This window comes from Rhodococcus sp. NPDC054953, from assembly GCF_053609225.1.
The window spans coordinates 1-15563 of sequence record NZ_JBSGXD010000017.1 but is presented as its reverse complement, the minus strand read 5'-3'; the positions used below and the strand labels follow the sequence as shown (position 1 = coordinate 15563).

Annotated in this window: 16 protein-coding genes; 6 read left to right on the top strand and 10 right to left on the bottom strand. The window is 69.7% G+C overall.

Translation table 11 applies throughout. The features are described from left to right. Nucleotides 1-148 precede the first annotated feature (148 nt). Nucleotides 149-838, top strand: a complete 690-nt coding sequence (locus ACWF62_RS13250) for a hypothetical protein (RefSeq protein WP_452630288.1) — start codon at nucleotides 149-151, stop codon at nucleotides 836-838. Nucleotides 839-855: 17 nt separating this feature from the next. Here ACWF62_RS13250 and ACWF62_RS13245 read toward each other — a convergent pair whose 3' ends face one another. Genes ACWF62_RS13245 through ACWF62_RS13235 form a run of 3 tightly spaced genes read right to left on the bottom strand, consistent with a single transcriptional unit; the run spans nucleotide 856 to nucleotide 2963 of the window. Continuing rightward, the gene (locus ACWF62_RS13245; protein ID WP_378571004.1) at nucleotides 856-2103 is read right to left on the bottom strand and encodes an RNA polymerase sigma factor; all 1248 of its coding nucleotides are present in this window, start codon (nucleotides 2101-2103) and stop codon (nucleotides 856-858) included. Nucleotides 2104-2109: 6 nt separating this feature from the next. Beyond that, entirely contained in the window at nucleotides 2110-2478 is a 369-nt protein-coding gene (locus ACWF62_RS13240; RefSeq protein ID WP_378571002.1) for a YciI family protein, read from the bottom strand. 23 nt (nucleotides 2479-2501) lie between these two features. Continuing rightward, entirely contained in the window at nucleotides 2502-2963 is a 462-nt protein-coding gene (locus tag ACWF62_RS13235; protein ID WP_378571000.1) for a hypothetical protein, read from the bottom strand. Between the two features lie 188 nt (nucleotides 2964-3151). Here ACWF62_RS13235 and ACWF62_RS13230 point away from each other — a divergent pair, with 188 nt between their 5' ends. Continuing rightward, nucleotides 3152-3856, top strand: coding sequence for a DUF899 domain-containing protein (locus ACWF62_RS13230; RefSeq protein WP_452630287.1), 705 nt, complete (start codon nucleotides 3152-3154; stop codon nucleotides 3854-3856). Nucleotides 3857-3903: 47 nt separating this feature from the next. Here the strand turns inward: ACWF62_RS13230 and ACWF62_RS13225 are convergent, their stop codons facing one another. From ACWF62_RS13225 to ACWF62_RS13205, 5 genes are all read right to left on the bottom strand, one after another. Next, nucleotides 3904-4455, bottom strand: coding sequence for a dihydrofolate reductase family protein (locus tag ACWF62_RS13225; protein WP_378570996.1), 552 nt, complete (start codon nucleotides 4453-4455; stop codon nucleotides 3904-3906). 267 nt (nucleotides 4456-4722) lie between these two features. Next, nucleotides 4723-5304, bottom strand: coding sequence for a GTP-binding protein (locus tag ACWF62_RS13220; RefSeq protein ID WP_452630286.1), 582 nt, complete (start codon nucleotides 5302-5304; stop codon nucleotides 4723-4725). A 6-nt stretch (nucleotides 5305-5310) separates the two neighbouring features. After that, nucleotides 5311-5700, bottom strand: coding sequence for a DUF742 domain-containing protein (locus ACWF62_RS13215; protein ID WP_378509338.1), 390 nt, complete (start codon nucleotides 5698-5700; stop codon nucleotides 5311-5313). Nucleotides 5701-5707: 7 nt separating this feature from the next. Next, on the bottom strand, nucleotides 5708-6121 hold the full coding sequence (locus ACWF62_RS13210; protein WP_378570994.1) for a roadblock/LC7 domain-containing protein: 414 nt from the start codon (nucleotides 6119-6121) through the stop codon (nucleotides 5708-5710). Next, a complete protein-coding gene (locus tag ACWF62_RS13205; protein ID WP_452630285.1) occupies nucleotides 6118-8619 on the bottom strand; it encodes a nitrate- and nitrite sensing domain-containing protein in 2502 nt (833 codons plus the stop codon). The genes ACWF62_RS13210 and ACWF62_RS13205 overlap by 4 nt, the downstream gene beginning before the upstream one ends. Nucleotides 8620-8767: 148 nt before the next feature. Here ACWF62_RS13205 and ACWF62_RS13200 point away from each other — a divergent pair, with 148 nt between their 5' ends. Continuing rightward, nucleotides 8768-9655, top strand: coding sequence for a TolB family protein (locus ACWF62_RS13200; RefSeq protein ID WP_452630284.1), 888 nt, complete (start codon nucleotides 8768-8770; stop codon nucleotides 9653-9655). 15 nt (nucleotides 9656-9670) lie between these two features. On the opposite strand, the gene ACWF62_RS13195 is transcribed toward ACWF62_RS13200, so the two are convergent. Then, nucleotides 9671-10633, bottom strand: a complete 963-nt coding sequence (locus ACWF62_RS13195; RefSeq protein WP_452630283.1) for an esterase/lipase family protein — start codon at nucleotides 10631-10633, stop codon at nucleotides 9671-9673. Between the two features lie 178 nt (nucleotides 10634-10811). On the opposite strand from ACWF62_RS13195, the gene ACWF62_RS13190 reads away from it, so the two are divergent. Beyond that, nucleotides 10812-11384, top strand: a complete 573-nt coding sequence (locus ACWF62_RS13190) for a TetR/AcrR family transcriptional regulator (protein WP_452630282.1) — start codon at nucleotides 10812-10814, stop codon at nucleotides 11382-11384. Continuing rightward, nucleotides 11377-12951, top strand: coding sequence for an MFS transporter (locus ACWF62_RS13185; protein WP_452630281.1), 1575 nt, complete (start codon nucleotides 11377-11379; stop codon nucleotides 12949-12951). The genes ACWF62_RS13190 and ACWF62_RS13185 overlap by 8 nt, the downstream gene beginning before the upstream one ends. 15 nt (nucleotides 12952-12966) lie before the next feature. Here the strand turns inward: ACWF62_RS13185 and mqo are convergent, their stop codons facing one another. Further along, entirely contained in the window at nucleotides 12967-14433 is a 1467-nt protein-coding gene (mqo, locus tag ACWF62_RS13180; protein ID WP_452630279.1) for a malate dehydrogenase (quinone), read from the bottom strand. 93 nt (nucleotides 14434-14526) lie between these two features. Here mqo and ACWF62_RS13175 point away from each other — a divergent pair, with 93 nt between their 5' ends. Then, a complete protein-coding gene (locus tag ACWF62_RS13175; RefSeq protein WP_452630277.1) occupies nucleotides 14527-15429 on the top strand; it encodes a LysR family transcriptional regulator in 903 nt (300 codons plus the stop codon). The last annotated feature ends 134 nt before the right edge of the window (nucleotides 15430-15563 follow it).

Here is a 15563-nt window from a genome sequence, read left to right as displayed (position 1 = left end):
GTGGCCGCAACGCGGTCGGGTCGACGTTCGAGCAGTCGAAAGGTGTTCTGCCGGGATTGATCCCATACGACTCGCCGGGCGGTGGGTCCGCGTATCATTCGCTCGGTTGCCGAAGGGCGGCAACGGTCTCGACGGGTGAGGAAACAGAATGGTCGAACGTCCTGAGCAGCTCGGTGGCCAGCGGTCCGGGAAGCAGGTACCCAAGCTTCTCGCAGCTTGCGCCCTCGTCACCGGGATCGCGCTGGGCAACGTGGGGGTGGGGGTCGCCGCGGCCGACACCGGTTCCCTGTCCTCGTCCTCGTCCTCGTCCGCGGTGGACCTGGAATGGGAGGCCTCGTGGGCGGCCTATCGGCTCGAGTTGAGCCAGGCCGACTGGGCGCTGTCGACCGTGACCGTCGACCTGCCCGTTGAGATCGATGCGCCGGCCGATCGGGTGTTCCCGGCGTACTCGAACCTGTACAACAGCCTCGGGCGACACCCGCTCCTGACGGGCATCGTCGACCGCCGCACCTACACCGACGGCGACGCGGAGGTCTGGGAGTTCATCGCCCTCGAGGACATCCCCGCCGGCTCGGCGTCGATTCCCGCACGCACCGTCGGGCAGCAGCGGATCCACGCCGCGGAACGCTGGTACACCACCGACACCTGGGACGCGCCCGGCGTGATCACCAACCAGAAGGTCACGTTCACCGAGAACGCAGGCACGACCACGGTCGTCCAGCACCTGGTGTTCCGGGCCCCCGCGGTGCTGATCGACTACGCGGTGAAGAACGGTGTCGCCGCGCACCTCGAGAATCAGCAGGCCATGAAGCGCGACATCGAGAACGGCACGCTGTAGGCGTGGTTCTCAGGTAGCTAGCGCGCATCCCCGAGTTTGGTCGCCCGCGCCCGCAGGTAGTTCTGCTCGGGGATGCTCGTTGCCTTGCGGGCGGCGGATCGATAGAGCGCAACGGCGGCGTCGAGGTCGCCGGTCAGCTCGAGCAGATGGGCGCGGACCGCGTCGGGTCGGTGCGACCGGGACAACCGCGGGTCGCCGTCCACGGTGCCCAGCAGCCGCAGCCCCGCCCGAGGTCCGTAGACCATCGCCGTCGCCACGGCTCGGTTGAGCGTCACCGCCGGATTGTCGGCGACCGTCTCAAGCAGGGTGTACAGGCCGAGGATCTGCATCCAGTCGGTGGCGTCCGCGGTGGGCGCCTCCGCGTGGAGCGCGGCGATGGCGGCCTGGAGTTGGTAGGGGCCCAGCGCCGTCCGCGACATCGCGTCGGTGACGATCCCGATGCCCTCGTCGATGGCGTCGCGGTTCCACAGTCCGCGGTCCTGCTCGGCCATCGGGATCAGCCGTCCATCGGCGGTGCTGCGCGCAGGCCGGCGGGCATCGGTGAGCAGCATCAGCGCGAGCAGCCCCGCCACCTCCCCGTTGTCGGGGACGGTCTCGCGCAGCATCCGCGTGAGGCGGACCGCCTCGGACGACAGTTCAACGCGATGCAGGCTCGGACCGGAGGAACTGGTGTACCCCTCGTTGAAGATCAGGTACAGCACGTGAAGGACCGCGTCGAGCCGATCGGCCCGCTCGTGCTGCGGCGGCAGTGCGAAGGCGACACCGGAACGCTTGATCTGGGCCTTCGCGCGGCTGATGCGTTGGCCGACCGTCGATTCCGGCACGAGCAGGGCCCTGGCGATCTCGGCCGTGGTCAGCCCGCCCACCGCACGCAGGGTGAGCGCGACCTGCGAGGCGCCGCTCAACGACGGGTGGCAGCACATGATCAGCAGGGTCAACGAGTCGTCCTCGTCGGCCGACGGGCCGACATCCGCTGGCGGCGCCCGCAATTCGTCATCCGGGGTTCGCACAATCGCGCCGTCCTCGCGGCGCCGCCGAGCCTGATCGCTGCGCAGCTGATCGACCATCCGCCGCGACGCGACCCGGATCAGCCAGGGTCGGGGATCGGCGGGCACCCCCTCCCCCGGCCACTGCAGCGCCGCCGCGAGCAGCGCCTCCTGCACGGCATCCTCCGCAACGTCGAAGTGTCCGTACCGCCGCACCAGCGCGCCGAGCACCTGCGGCGCGAGATCGCGCAGCAGGTGCCCGAAGGTGACCTCGTCCACGGTCGTTCAGACCTCGGTGGGATCGCCTTCCATCACCGGTCGCAGCTCGACGGTGTCGCCGATCGCCTCCACGATGCGCGCGGTGATGGCCAGTGCACGGTCGTGCGTCGCGCACTCGATGATGGAGAAGCTGGCCAGCACCTCCTTGGTCTCGGCGTACGGACCGTCGGAGGCGATCGGCGTCCCGTTCACCCTGCGCACGGTCTTGGCCAGCGACGGATCCGACAGTCCCTGTGTCATGACGAGTTCACCGGTATCGGTGAGTTCGCGTTCGAGGTTCTCGTAGAACTCGCACATGGCCAGGAACTCCGGGCTCGTCACATCCACGGCGTCCCACTCCGCCTGATTCGTGTACGCCAACAGCATGTACTTCATCGGATCTCCTCGCTCGATCGGAATCACTGCGCCGTCCGGGTCATCGTCGACGGGTAGCCGCCGCCCCCCGGGTACACCCATTCACCGTCGAGGACGGTGTCGTCCGCGTTGAAGGTCCCACGAAAGTACGCGGGCGAGCCCTTCGACCCGCCCCAGATCGTCAACGTGTCACCGTCGAGTTCGTAGACGTAGTCCAGCGTGTTGCCCTGGCTGTCGTAGAACCGGGACACGACGTCCGCGCCCGGTGCCTCGCCGAAGGGACGGAGGTTGCCGATCATCTCGGTGCCGATGATCGACTCACCGAACTGTTCGAGGTCGACCTGCTGGATCAGGAAGTAGCGGCCCTCCATCCAGGAATAGGTCACGGTCCCCTCGGCTCCGCCGGTGATCCGCCACGTGCCAACGAGCCGGTCGAGACGCTGGAGGTTCGCGGCCGGTGGTGGTACCGGCTGGGTGATTTCGTTCTCGTTCTCGTGCATCGTCATGGTGGTGTCCTCTCGTCGGCATCGGGTCGTTCACGGCTACCTCGTTGCCGAGTGACCGGCTTCGACATCCGCGGACGAAGTTTTTTCCGGTCGGCTCGGTGCGATCCCTTCAGTGACGGCGAGCGATGACTTTCCGGCCCGCATCCGGTCCACACTGGAGGACAGATCCTTCGATTCCGGGAGAGGCCATGACCGACCAGACCGCACGCGCGCTACCCCCGATCGTCGACCAGCAGTCCTGGCGGGCCGCGCTGGCCGACCTGCGGACGCGGGAGAAGGCCGCCACCAGGGAACTCGACGCGATCGCCGCGCAGCGCCGCAGGTTGCCGATGGTTGAACTGCCCGACTACACGCTGATCGGCCCGGACGGGGAGATTCGACTCGTCGACGTGTTCGAGGGACGCTCGCAGCTCATCACCTACCACCACATGTGGTCCGACGGCGCACAGTGGCAGTGCGGTGGCTGCACCGGCCTCACCACGCAGTGGACCCGGCTGGGCGTCCTCGACAACTACGACGCCCGCATGGTCATCGTCACCAACGGGCCCATCGACGAGGCGCTGGCCTACCGGGCCAAGGTCGGCAACCGGATGGACTGGTACTCGTCCGCGGAGAGTTCGTTCGGCGCCGACGTCGACGCACCACCCGGCGGCGGGTTCGCCGTCAACGTGTTCCTGCGCGACGGCGACACGGTGTACCGCACCTGGCACACCACCGGCCGCGGAACCGAGCAACTCAGCTACACGTTCGCGCTGATCGACCTCCTGCCGTGGGGCAGGCAGGAGGAATGGCAAGACTCCCCCGCGGGGTGGCCGCAATCGCCCACCTACTCCGGGTGGCTCGACTCCCCGGACGTCGCGCGGCTCTACGGCCCGGCCACCGACGCCCGCTAGGGACGGCGACCCGCGGACCCGACGGCCCGGTGCGGGGCTGGCGGTCCTCACTCGGCGAGGTAACGCAGCAGCACCGCCGTCTCGAAGCGCCGCGTCTCGACGAGGCGGAGCCGCAGTCGCTGGTCCAACGGCGGGAACATCGGGGTGCCGCCGCCGAGCACCACCGGTGAGACGAACACCTGGTATTCGTCGATCAGCCCGTGCGGGATCAGCGACGCGGCGAGATCCGCGCCGCCGACCTCGAAGACGCCGTCGCCGTCGGCCTTCAGCCTGCGCACCTCCTCGACCGCGTTGTCGCGGACGAGGCGGCTGTTCCAGTGCACCTCGGTGAGGGTGCGGGAGAAGACGACCTTCGGCTTCTGCGTCCAGAGTTCGGCGAAGTCGCGTTCGATGCTCGACGCGTCGTCGGGCACGTGCGGCCAGTATTCGGCCATCAGCTCGTAGAGCCGCCGGCCGTGCAGCGACAGCTCCAGCTCGCGGTACCGGTCGTTGTGGAACTGGTGCAATTCGTCGTCGGGTTCGGTCCAGTCGATGCTGCCGTCGCGGTCGTTGACATAGCCGTCGAGGGACACGCCGTATCCGTAGATCAGTTTCCTCATGAACGGGTAGACCTCCGGTCCGTCCGGAACTCATCGGTGCGGGCTTCTCCCGGAGGCTACGACACCCGGATGCATCACGCACCGTGGCGAAGCAACGCGGGTAGTCCGGGGGCCGCTGCCACCCGCAACTCAAGGTTCCGCACCCGACGGTCATGACACGAATCGCGGTGGCGGCGCTGGCCGCCGTCGCCGCGGCGGCACTGGCGCGGTTCGCGCTGCGCGCCATCCGCAGCAGGCCTTCCGACACATAGCCGCGAGGCCGCCCGCTCAGGCCACCGAGGCGCCCGCCCGCGCGATGAGGTGCTCGACGAGGGTGATCAGCACGGTCTTGCACGATTCCCGGTCACGCGCGTCGCACAGCACGATCGGCGTCTTGGCGTCGATATCGAGGGCCTCGCGGACCTCGTCGACGGTGTAGGCCTGGGAGCTCTCAAAGCAGTTCACCGCGACCGTGAATGAGACGCCGCGCCGCTCGAAGAAATCGATGGCGGCGAACGAGTTTTCCAGCCTGCGGGTGTCGGCAAGCACCACCGCGCCGAGCGCACCGCGGACCAGCTCGTCCCAGAGGAACCAGAAGCGGTCCTGCCCCGGCGTGCCGAACAGGTACAGCACCAGGTTCTGGTCGAGGGTGATACGACCGAAGTCCAGGGCGACGGTGGTCGTGGTCTTTCCCTCCACGCCCGACAGATCGTCGATGCCGGTGGACAATTCGGTGATCATCTCTTCGGTGCGGAGCGGGGTGATCTCACTGACGGAGGACACCATCGTGGTCTTGCCGACTCCGAAACCACCGGCCACCAGGATCTTGACCGAGGCAGCCAGGTCGGTTGAGGACACATCGTCATGCATTGTGGTCTACAGCTTTCGGATTCCATCGAGGACTGCGTGCAGAATGTTCAGGTCGCCGAGCCCGGCCATGCCGTCGTCGGGGTCGCTGCTGGCCGGGGATCGGAACACCAACTGCCCCTCGGTGATCAGATCGCCGACAAGGATCTTCGTCACCGCCAGCGGCAGCTGCAGGTGCGCCGAGACCTCGGCGACGGATTGCGCATCGCGGCACAACCGCAGGATCTCGGTGTACTCGGCCTCGGCATGCCGCAGTCGCGGGGCATGGGACGCGGTCACCACGAGGGTGAGCATGTCAAGTTCGTGCCCCGCGCCGACGGTGCGACCGCGGGTGACGGCGTAGGGGCGGACGAGGGGTCCGGCCGCGTCATCGAACCACGATTGACCCATTCGTGTCACCGCCCCTCTATGCGCCGTGCTCGGCGACAGCCGCACGCGGGTCGGTGGACAGGTGGCTGCCGATCCGCTGCACGGTCAGGTTCATCTCGTACGCGACCATACCCAGGTTTGCGGTCCCGTTGGCCTGCAATGCGATACACGCATTGTTGCCGGCGGCGGTCACGAACAGGACCGCGTTCTCCAGTTCGATGACCGCCTGGCGGACGGCGCCGCCCTGGAAGCGCTGCCCCGCGCTGCGTGCCAGCCCGTGCAGGGTGGCCGACATGGCGCCGAAATGCTCGGCGTCCTCCCTGCTCATGGCCGTCGACCGGCCCAGCAGCAGACCGTCGGTGGACAGCACGACCGCGTAGCGCACCCCGGCGAGACGATTAACCAGATCGTCGAGGAGCCAGTTCAGTTCACCTGAGGGAGAAGTCGTCATCGTCCGCGTCCTTCGTCTTCCGTCTCGTCCATGGATGTCTGTCCGGCCTGGGGATCCGGCTGCCGACCCTGCTGCGTACCGTACGCGATGGCGGACATCAGATCTCGTGCCTGTTCCGCCGACCGTGGCGGTTGCTGCGGCTCCGCCTCGGCCCGGCCATCGTGCGCCAGCTCCGGCGCCAAATTTGCCTGCCTGCGACGGCGGGGCAGGCTCGGTCGCCCCTCGCCGCCGCTGTCCGGCAACGACTTCGTCGTGAGGGCCTCGGTGTCGACGGTGACGGTCGGTGGGTCGTACACCGGGGTAGACCCGGTGGATCCTGCGGGTTCGGTGCGCACGGCGGGTGGGGTGCGGCCGTCGCGCTCGTCGACGGTCCACGCCTGGGACCGGGTCGTCGTCCGCCCCGGCTGATCTGCGGTCGGCATCGGAGCCTGCGGTGTCGGCGTCGGCATGTGAACCTGCGGAGCCGGCGGCGTGGGTGCGCCACCCACCGCCGATCCGCGGTCCGGGGCAACGAGTTCCGGCATCGCGACGGCAGGCTGCGCGGCCGGACGCTCGGCGAACCGGTTGGGCAGGTGTCCCGTCACGGGCGCCGCATCACCGGCGACCACCGAGTGCGGCAGCAGCACGATCGCGCGGATGCCGCCGTACTCGGAATCGACGAGATGGATGTGAATGCCGTGCCGGGCCCCCAGCTGGGACACGATGAACAGGCCGAGCCGGGACGTCGCCGACAGGGTTTCGACGGAGAAGTCCGGCGGGTTACGCAGCATCTCGTTGACGCGGTCGAGTTCCTCGGCGGACATGCCGATGCCCTGATCGGTGATCTCGATCGCGACGCCCTTGCCGACCACGTTGCCGCTCACCTCGACCCGGGACGCCGGCGGGGAGAACGCGGTCGCGTTGTCGACCAGCTCGGCGAGCAGGTGGATAAGGTCGGCGACCACGTTGCCGACGATGAACACCTGCGGCACCCGGCGGGTGTACACCCGGGTGTACTCGAGACTCTCGCCGATCGCGCTGCGCACCAGGTCGACCAGCGGCACCGGGCTCCGCCACTGACGACCGGGTTCACCGCCGCCGAGGATGATGAGGTTCTCGGCGTTGCGGCGTTCGCGGGTCGCCAGGTGGTCGAGTCGGAAGAACGTCTCCAGCAGGGCCGGATCCTCCTGGCGCTGCTCGGCCTCGTCGAGAACCTCGAGCTGCCGGTGCACCACCATCTGGCTTCGGTGGGCGAGGTTGAGGAACACCGCGCGCACCCCCTCACGCGTGCGGGCCTCGGTGACCGCTGCGGACACGGCCGCCGCGTGCGCTCGGTTGAAGGCCTGTGCCACCGAACCGATTTCGTCGCTGCCGAAATTCAGGTGCGCGGGCTCGGGGTCGATGTGCTCGCCCGCCCTCAGCCGGCGCATGGTGTCGGGCAGTTCAACCTCGGCCAGGTCAAGCGTTTCCTTGCGGAGACGCTTGAGCCGCCCGATCAGCCGGTTCGCCAGCCACAACGACAGCAGGAACGCGAGGATCGTGAGCCCGAGTACCGCGGCACCCACCCACAGCGAGGTCTCGGCGGTGCGCTGGCCCTCGTCGACGGCGATCGCGTTGGCGCGGTCGTTGAGGTCCTTCCAGGCGTCGATCACGCCCGCCGACAGCTGCTCCTGCGCGGTGCGCCATTCGGCGAAGGTCATCGGCGGTGACGGCTCGTCACCGGTCCGGTCCGCCTCCGGCGGCGCGATGAGGTAGCCCTCCATCTCCCCCACCTGCTGCCAGGCGGGAGACGCCAGAACCGCCCGGATCTTCGCGGCGGCCGGGTCGGTGCCGAGATCCGCGGCGAGCTGCGGGAGGGCGGTCCGGTAGGAGCCGACCAGGTTTCGGTAGTCGTCGTGCAGGGGGCCGCCAACGAGCCTGCCCTCCAGTTCGGCGGCGGTGAGCGCCGCGGACCGCGACATTCCCTCCATCACGTGCAGCACCCGGACGCCGTTGAGGAGCGCGACACCGGTCCCCGCGTCGGGCGCGTTGGAGGTGATGAGCGTGGTACCCAGCGCCACCGCGTCGAGGATGGTGTTGAAGAGGCCGAAGGTGTCCTCGATCGACATCCGTCCGGCGTCGATCTGACCGCGGATCTGGGGCAGGCTGGCGAGCAGGGTGTCGAAGCCGCCGGTGTCGGCGCCGACGGTGCCCTGCGACACCTCCTGCAGCCGCACCGAGTACGGGGCCAGCGCGATGAACGCGGCGTCGACGCCGCGCCGCACCTCGTCGAGCACGGCCGGATCGCCCCGCTGCCCGGCCAGTTGCCACAGGGTCAGCATCCGCTCCTGCTCGACGCCGTCGACGACGTCGCGAGCGTGGATCACGGCATCCAGGTTCGCCGCCGCCCACTGTTCGGCCTGGCGGCTCTCCCGAATCAGATATCCGGTGGTGCCAACACCGATCCCGAGCAACGCCAGGCTGGGGACCAATGCGATGGCCAGGACCCGGGCCCGGACACCGAGGCGCACTTTCAGCATCGGGGGAATATAACCGGTCAAATACCCAGCGTGTAATTCGCCCCTGGCCGTCCCTGCCCTTTGATTCGATTGGGCCGCTTGGTGTTTAACTCTACCCGCCGGGTTGGCGCGCCCGACGACCGATCGTCGGTGGTGCGATGATCACCGGATGTGTCTCCCGCGATCGGCACTCGCCCTCACCGCCGCCTGCGTCGTCGTGACCGGATGCGCGGGCGAACCCGCGGACCCGGCACCGGTAGTCGTGTCGTTCGACGACGGGTGGGGCCAGGTATTCGTGATGGACATCGACGGCAGCGGGGTTCGGCAGGTGACTCCGACCGTGGCCGACGACACCGTCGACAGCAGGGCGGGGTACGCCGCGCTGTCCCCGGACGGCACCGAACTCGCCTACACCCGCGCCGGCAGATTCATCGACATCGTCGACCTCAGTTCGGGCGCCGTGCGCACGGTGTACGAGGGCGGATACCAACCCGTCTACTCGCCCGACGGCTCCATGCTCGCGTTCACCACCGCTGGCGGTGAGAGCATCACCATCGTCGACACCGACGGAACCAATGCCCGGGTGGTCGATCTCGCGGAGCACGGCACGGTGGCGACGTTCTCACCGGACGGCTCGCGGATCCTGGTGACCGTCAGCGGCTACCTCGTCGAGGCACCCGTGACCGGCGGGCCGTCCACGGTGGTCCTGCGCGACCAGTTCTGGAACGCGGATCCCGCCTATTCGCCCGACGGATCCACCCTCGTCTTCTCCAGCAACCGGGGCGGCAACAACGGTTCCGAGATCTACTCGATGCCCGCCGCGGGCGGCGCGATCACGCCCCTGACCGACACCTACGCCGTGCACCCGGAGTTCACACCCGACGGCACCCGCATCCTCTACACCCGCGCGACCACTCCCACCGGCGAGCCGGTCACCGACACCTCCGTCCCGACCCGACCGGAACTCGCGTCGATGAATCCCGACGGCTCCGACCAGAAGCGGCTGACACCGCGGTCGATCTCCGCGCAGAACCCCAGCATCGGCGGCGGCCGGTGACCGCCGCGTCCCGCGTCAGCCGGTGACCGGAGGCACGAACTCGCAGCCCACCGGCCGCGGGTGTGCGGAGTCGAGCGCGTTGAGGATGAAGCCGGCGGTGCGCGGGCTGCCCGCGATCGCGAGGTGCTCGGAGAAGTCGGTCGGGCAGCCGTCCTGCACCACGATGTTGACCGCGTTGGGCGCTGCGATCAGGCCGCTGGTGTACGGGTAGGCGATCTCGTCGTAGACGGTCGCGATGTTCGTGTAGTCGACGCCCGGCGCGTAGACGCCGTCGGCGTTCAGGTCCCGCATGAACTGCGATCCGCCGACCAGCTGCGAGCACGCGGCGCAGACGCTCATGGACATCATCGCGTCCAGGTCGTCGGGTTCGACGCCCAACCGCTGCCCGATCCCCCGCCACAGGTCCATCTGGTCGCCCCACGCCCCCTGCCACGGACCCGCGATGGACACGAACCTGTCCACCCGACCCTCGCCGCCGAGTCGTTTGACGAAGTAGTTGCCGACGACGCTGCCCTGGGAGTGACTGACCAGGTCGACCCGCTCGGCGCCCGTCGCCGCACGCACCCGGTCGACGAAGGCGGCCAGCTGGCCCGCGCTCTCCTCGATGGGCCGCATGCCGCCCATTGCCGAGAGTGGCCAGGGCACGTCCAGCGCGCCGTAGGTAAGCGCGAACACGCAGTACCCCTCGTTGGCGAGGGCCGGAACGAACGCACCCCAGTTCGTCTGCGCGCCACCGGATGTGCCATGCACCAGCACCACCGGGTTCGGGTGCGCCGCGGACGGGGTGCAGGACCAGTCGTTGGAGCCGGGCAGCGACCCGCCTGGATTCGCGAGTTCGGCGGGGACCCCGGCGAAGAAGTTGTAGTCGACCGGTAGCTCGGCCCGCGCGGTGCCCGCTCCGGCCGCGGACCACAGCATCGTGAGAACCACCAGCATCAGCATCGATCCCGGCACCCGCCGGGTCAGGCTCCGCCGCATGACCACTCCCCCCGTTTCAGGACATGATCGCGTCAGGCTATCCCGGTCGGATCGCGCCGGAGGCCGAACGCGGCGGATCACCCGGCCTGCGCGGCCCGCCGTGCCGCCGATCCCAACTTCGTGTACATATGTACATAAGCGGGCGTAGTGTACGTCTGTACATAATCGGGAGGTGGGCATGACGGAGGAACGAACCCGGGCGCGACGCGACCCCGAGGGCCGCCGCCGGGCGATCGTCGAGGCCGCGGCCGACCTGGTCGTCGACGGGGGGCTGCCCGAGCTGACGCACCGGCACGTCGCGCAGCGGGCCGGGGTGCCACTGGGCTCTACGACCTACTACTTCACCTCCCTCGACGCGCTGGGGTGCGAGGCGCTGACGCTGCTGCGGGACCGCGCCGCCGCCGACCTGCGGGAAATCGCCGACCAGCTGGCGGCCGCGGGTCCGACGCCCGCGACAGTCGGCCGGATCCTGTTCGAGTACGTCAGCAACACCGACCGGGTACGCGCGGATGCGGCGACCTACGCGGCCGCCCTGCACCAGGACAGCCTGCGGGAGCTGGCGGCGACGTGGTTCGAGGGCCTGGTCGAGGTGCTGTCCGTCCACACCGGCCGCGACGCCGCGGTCGCGCTCGCGGTGTTCACCGACGGCGCTGCCACCCACGCCCTGCTGCACGACACCCCCCTATCCGAGCCGTTCCTCGCCGCGGCGGCGGCGGCCCTCCTGCGGATCGAGGAGCACGACGATGAGTGACCGAACCATGCAGGCCGTCGCCGACGAGGTCCACCTGCCACCCGCGCGCCGGTGGGCCGCGCTCGCGGTGTTGTCCCTGAGTCTGCTCGCCGTGGTGATGGACATGACCGTCCTCAACGTCGCGCTACCCGATCTCGCCGCTGACCTGCAACCGTCTGCGACGCAACAGCTCTGGATCGTGGACGCCTACTCGCTGGTGCTGGCGGGCCTGCTCGTGTCGGCCAGCGCGCTCGCCGACCGCTGGGGTCGCAAGCGGCTGCTGCTCGCCGGGTTCGCGGTGTTCGCGGTGGCGTCGATGCTGGTGCTGGTCGCCGACAGCCCGGAGGCCGTGATCGCGGTCCGCGCGCTGCTCGGCCTCGGCGGTGCGATGATCATGCCGACGACCCTGTCGATGGTGCGCGTGGTGTTCCGCGACCCCGCGGAGCGGGCCACCGCGCTCGGCATCTGGGCGTCCGTCACCGCGCTGGGCGCCGCGATCGGCCCGATCGTCGGGGGCCTGCTGCTCGAGCACTTCTCCTGGCACGCCGCGTTTCTGGTGAATGTTCCGCTGATGGTCGTCGGACTGGCATTCGGCGCGTGGCTGCTGCCCGAGTCGCGGGTCCCGACCGCCGGACGCTGGGATCTGCTCGCGTCGCTGCTGTCGATCACGGGCATGGTTGCGCTGGTGTGGGCGATCAAGAACATGGCCAAGCACTACCCCGACCACGGCATCGCCAACCCGACCGCGTGGGCCGTGTTCGCCGCGGGCGCCGGGCTGCTGACCTGGTTCACGATGCGCTGCCTGCGCAGGCCCGACCCGCTGCTTGACGTCCGCCTGTTCACCCGGCGGTCGTTCACTGCGGGCACCGTCGCCGCGCTCGCGGCGATGTTCGCGATGGCGGCGCTGCTGCTGCTCGGCGCGCAGTGGCTACAGCTCGTGCAGGGTCGCTCGCCGCTGAGCGCGGGCGTGCACCTGCTGCCGCTGGCGGCGGGCGGCGCGGTCACCTCGATCACCGCGCCCGCGTTGGCTACCCGGATCGGGGCCCGCGCGGTCCTCGCGGGCGGCCTGGCCGTCTCCGGGATCGGCTTCCTGCTGCTGTACCTCGCCCCGGCGCCGCTGGGCTACGGGTGGGTGGCCGCCGCGCTCGCGGTACTCGGCGCCGGCGCGGGTTCGCTGGCGATCGCGTCGGCGCTGATCATGTCCGGCAGCCCGCCCGAGAAGGCGGGCAGCGCCGCCGCGATCGAGGAGACCGCCTACGACCTCGGCAACGTCCTCGGCGTCGCGATCCTCGGCAGCGTCGCCGCCCTCGTCTACCGCGACGGACTACACCTCGACGCCGTCACCGCCGGCCTGCCCCCGAGCGACGAGTTGTCCGCCGCCGTCCGCGTCTCCGAGGAATCCCTCGGCGGCGCAATGGAGGTTGCGCGCCAGGCGGATCTCCCCGAGTTGGCAGTCCACGCGCAGGACGCCTTCACCGAATCGTTCACCACGATCGGCCTGCTCGGCGGGGTCGCGCTCCTCGGGGTGGCCGCGCTGGTGGCCGCCCTGACGCCCCGGGACGTGGACATCACGGTGCAGCACCACTGACGGCGTCAGGACGGGTCACCCTCGACTGTCCCTGCCGCCCTGCGGAATCGGCGCCAGGTCCTCTGCTCCCGGCATGAGTTCCCGCAGCACCGGCGCCCACCCCTCGACGCGCCGGGGAAAGCAGGCGGCGAGCAGATCCACCATCACCGACGGGGCGACCGACGCGCCGGGGGAGGCGCCGAGCAGACCGGCGATGGTGCCGTCCGCACCGGCCACGACCTCGGTCCCGAAGGTCAGAACCCCGCCCCTGCGGCGGTCCGGCTTGATCAGCTGAGCACGCTGCCCGGCCTGCACCAGCTCCCAGTCGGCCGGGTCCGCTTCGGGATAGAACCGCCTGAGCTGCGCGAACTTTCGCTTCCGCGACGCGAGCAGCTGCCCAACCAGGTACCGCACCAGCGGCAGGTTCCGGACCCCGACCGCCAGCAGCGGCACGATGTTCCGGGGTCGGACGGTGGCAAACAGGTCGAGAAGGCTGCCGTGCGTGAGGAGCCGGGTACTGAACGTCGCGTACGGCCCGAACATCAGCGCCGGGCAGCCGTCGACGACGCGCCGGTCGAGGTGCGGCACCGACATCGGCGGCGCCCCGACCGCAGCCTGCCCGTAGACCTTCGCGTCGTGCCGGGCCACGACATCGGGGGTGCGGGTGCGCAGGAACTGCGCGCCGAGCGGGAAGACCGCATACCCGCGCACCTCCGGGATCCCGGCCCGCTGCAGCAGGGTCAGCGCGTAGCCCCCCGCGCCGACGAACACGAATCGGGACCGGAGCCGAAACCCGGTGCCTGCGCTCCGGTCCCGGCCGGTCACGGACCACAACCCGTCGTCGCCGCGCGCCAGTCGGGTGACGTCGTGGTGCAGGCGGACCCGCGCCCCGTGGGCGGTCATGGCGTCCACCAGCGCGCGGGTCAGGGCGCCGAAGTCGACGTCGGTTCCTGCCTGGTGGCGGGTGGCGGCGATCGGTCCGTCGCCGCTTCGGCCGTCCATGATCAGCGGCGCCCACCGTCGGATCAGCTCGGGATCCTCGGTGTACTCCATGTCCGAGAACAGCGGGGAGCGGCGCAGGGTGGCGACGCGGCGCCGCAGGTAGTCGACGTCGGCGGCACCGAAGACGACGTTCATGTGCGGGGTCGGGGTGACGACCGACGCCGCCGCGGGAGGATCACCGCCGTCGAGGAGCGCCGCCCAGAACTCGCGGGAGAGACCGAACCGACGCCCGATGCTCTGAGGCGTCGTCGGGTCGTCGGGGTCGGGCATGTAGTTGAGCTCGCACAGCCCGGCGTGGCCGGTGCCCGCGTTGTTCCACGGCCCCGAACTCTCCCCGGCCAGGTCGTCGAGACGCTCGAGCAGGACGATCGACCAGTCGGGCTGCACCCGGGAGAGCAACGCCCCCAGCGTCGCGGACATGATGCCGCCCCCGATGAGCACGACGTCGGCCACCTCACCGCCAATTTCCGTTTCCGTGCTTGCTGATTCACTGCGCCTCATGGTTGCCCTCCCTGTCGCGGGTGATGGTCTCCCCAGCGTGCTCCGACAAGACTGATCCGTCCAATGACGTAATCGCCTGTTTATGATCCGAATATGGAACGGTTCTTGACGGACGAGGCCGCGGCGGTGGTACCCCAGCTGGCCGCCTTCGACGCCGCCGCCCGCGAGGGGCACTTCACCCGCGCCGCAGACCTTCTCGGGGTGCCCCAGTCGTCGCTGAGCAGACGAATCAGATCGCTTGAGGACACGCTGGGCGTGCCGCTGTTTCAACACCTCGGCCGCGGAGTCACCCTGACCACCGCCGGCCGCGAGTTGCACGAACGAACCCGCGACCTGGTGGCGGCGCTCGACGACGCCGTGTCCGCGGTCCGCGGGAACGCCGACCCCGACGGCGGACTCGTCCGATTCGGCTTCCCGCTGACCCTCGGCCCGGTGAGCATCCCGTCCCTGCTCGCCGACTTCCACCGGGTGGCACCGCGCATCCGGCTGCACCTCGTCCAGGCGCACGGCGAGGCGCTCGCCGGGATGGTGCGCGACGGCCACCTCGACCTCGCCGTGATGATCCCACCACCCGACGACCTGCCCGTGACGGTCCTTGGCCGTCAGCGGCTACTGCTACACGTCGCCGGCGCCCACCGGCTGGCCGGTCGCCGCCGGGTCGATCTCGCGGAGCTGACCGGGGAACGGTTCATCGCCAACCCGCCGACCTATCACCTTCGGCAGGTCCTTGATTCACGCTGCGCGGAGGCGGGATTCACCCCGCAGGTCGCATTCGAGATCAGCGAGTTCGAGACGATCCGGGCGCTCGTCGGGCACGGCCTCGGCGTCGCCGTGCTGCCCGCAGCGGAGACCCCGCATCCCGGCTTGGTGACCATTCCCCTGACCGGCATGGGCGACCGCACGATCGGCCTCGCCACGGGCAGCAGCCAGCCGACGACCGCCGCGACGCGACTGCACGAGCACATCACCGAGCGCGCGGACAGGTTCCTCCGGTGAAGTCCACGTCGAACTCTTGATTCCCCAACTTGCCAGATCCGAATATTGTTGCGCATCAATCACATCCACACTCGAACACCCTTGCTATCGAACACACATACGAGTAACGTCAAGACATGGACCTCGACGAGCTA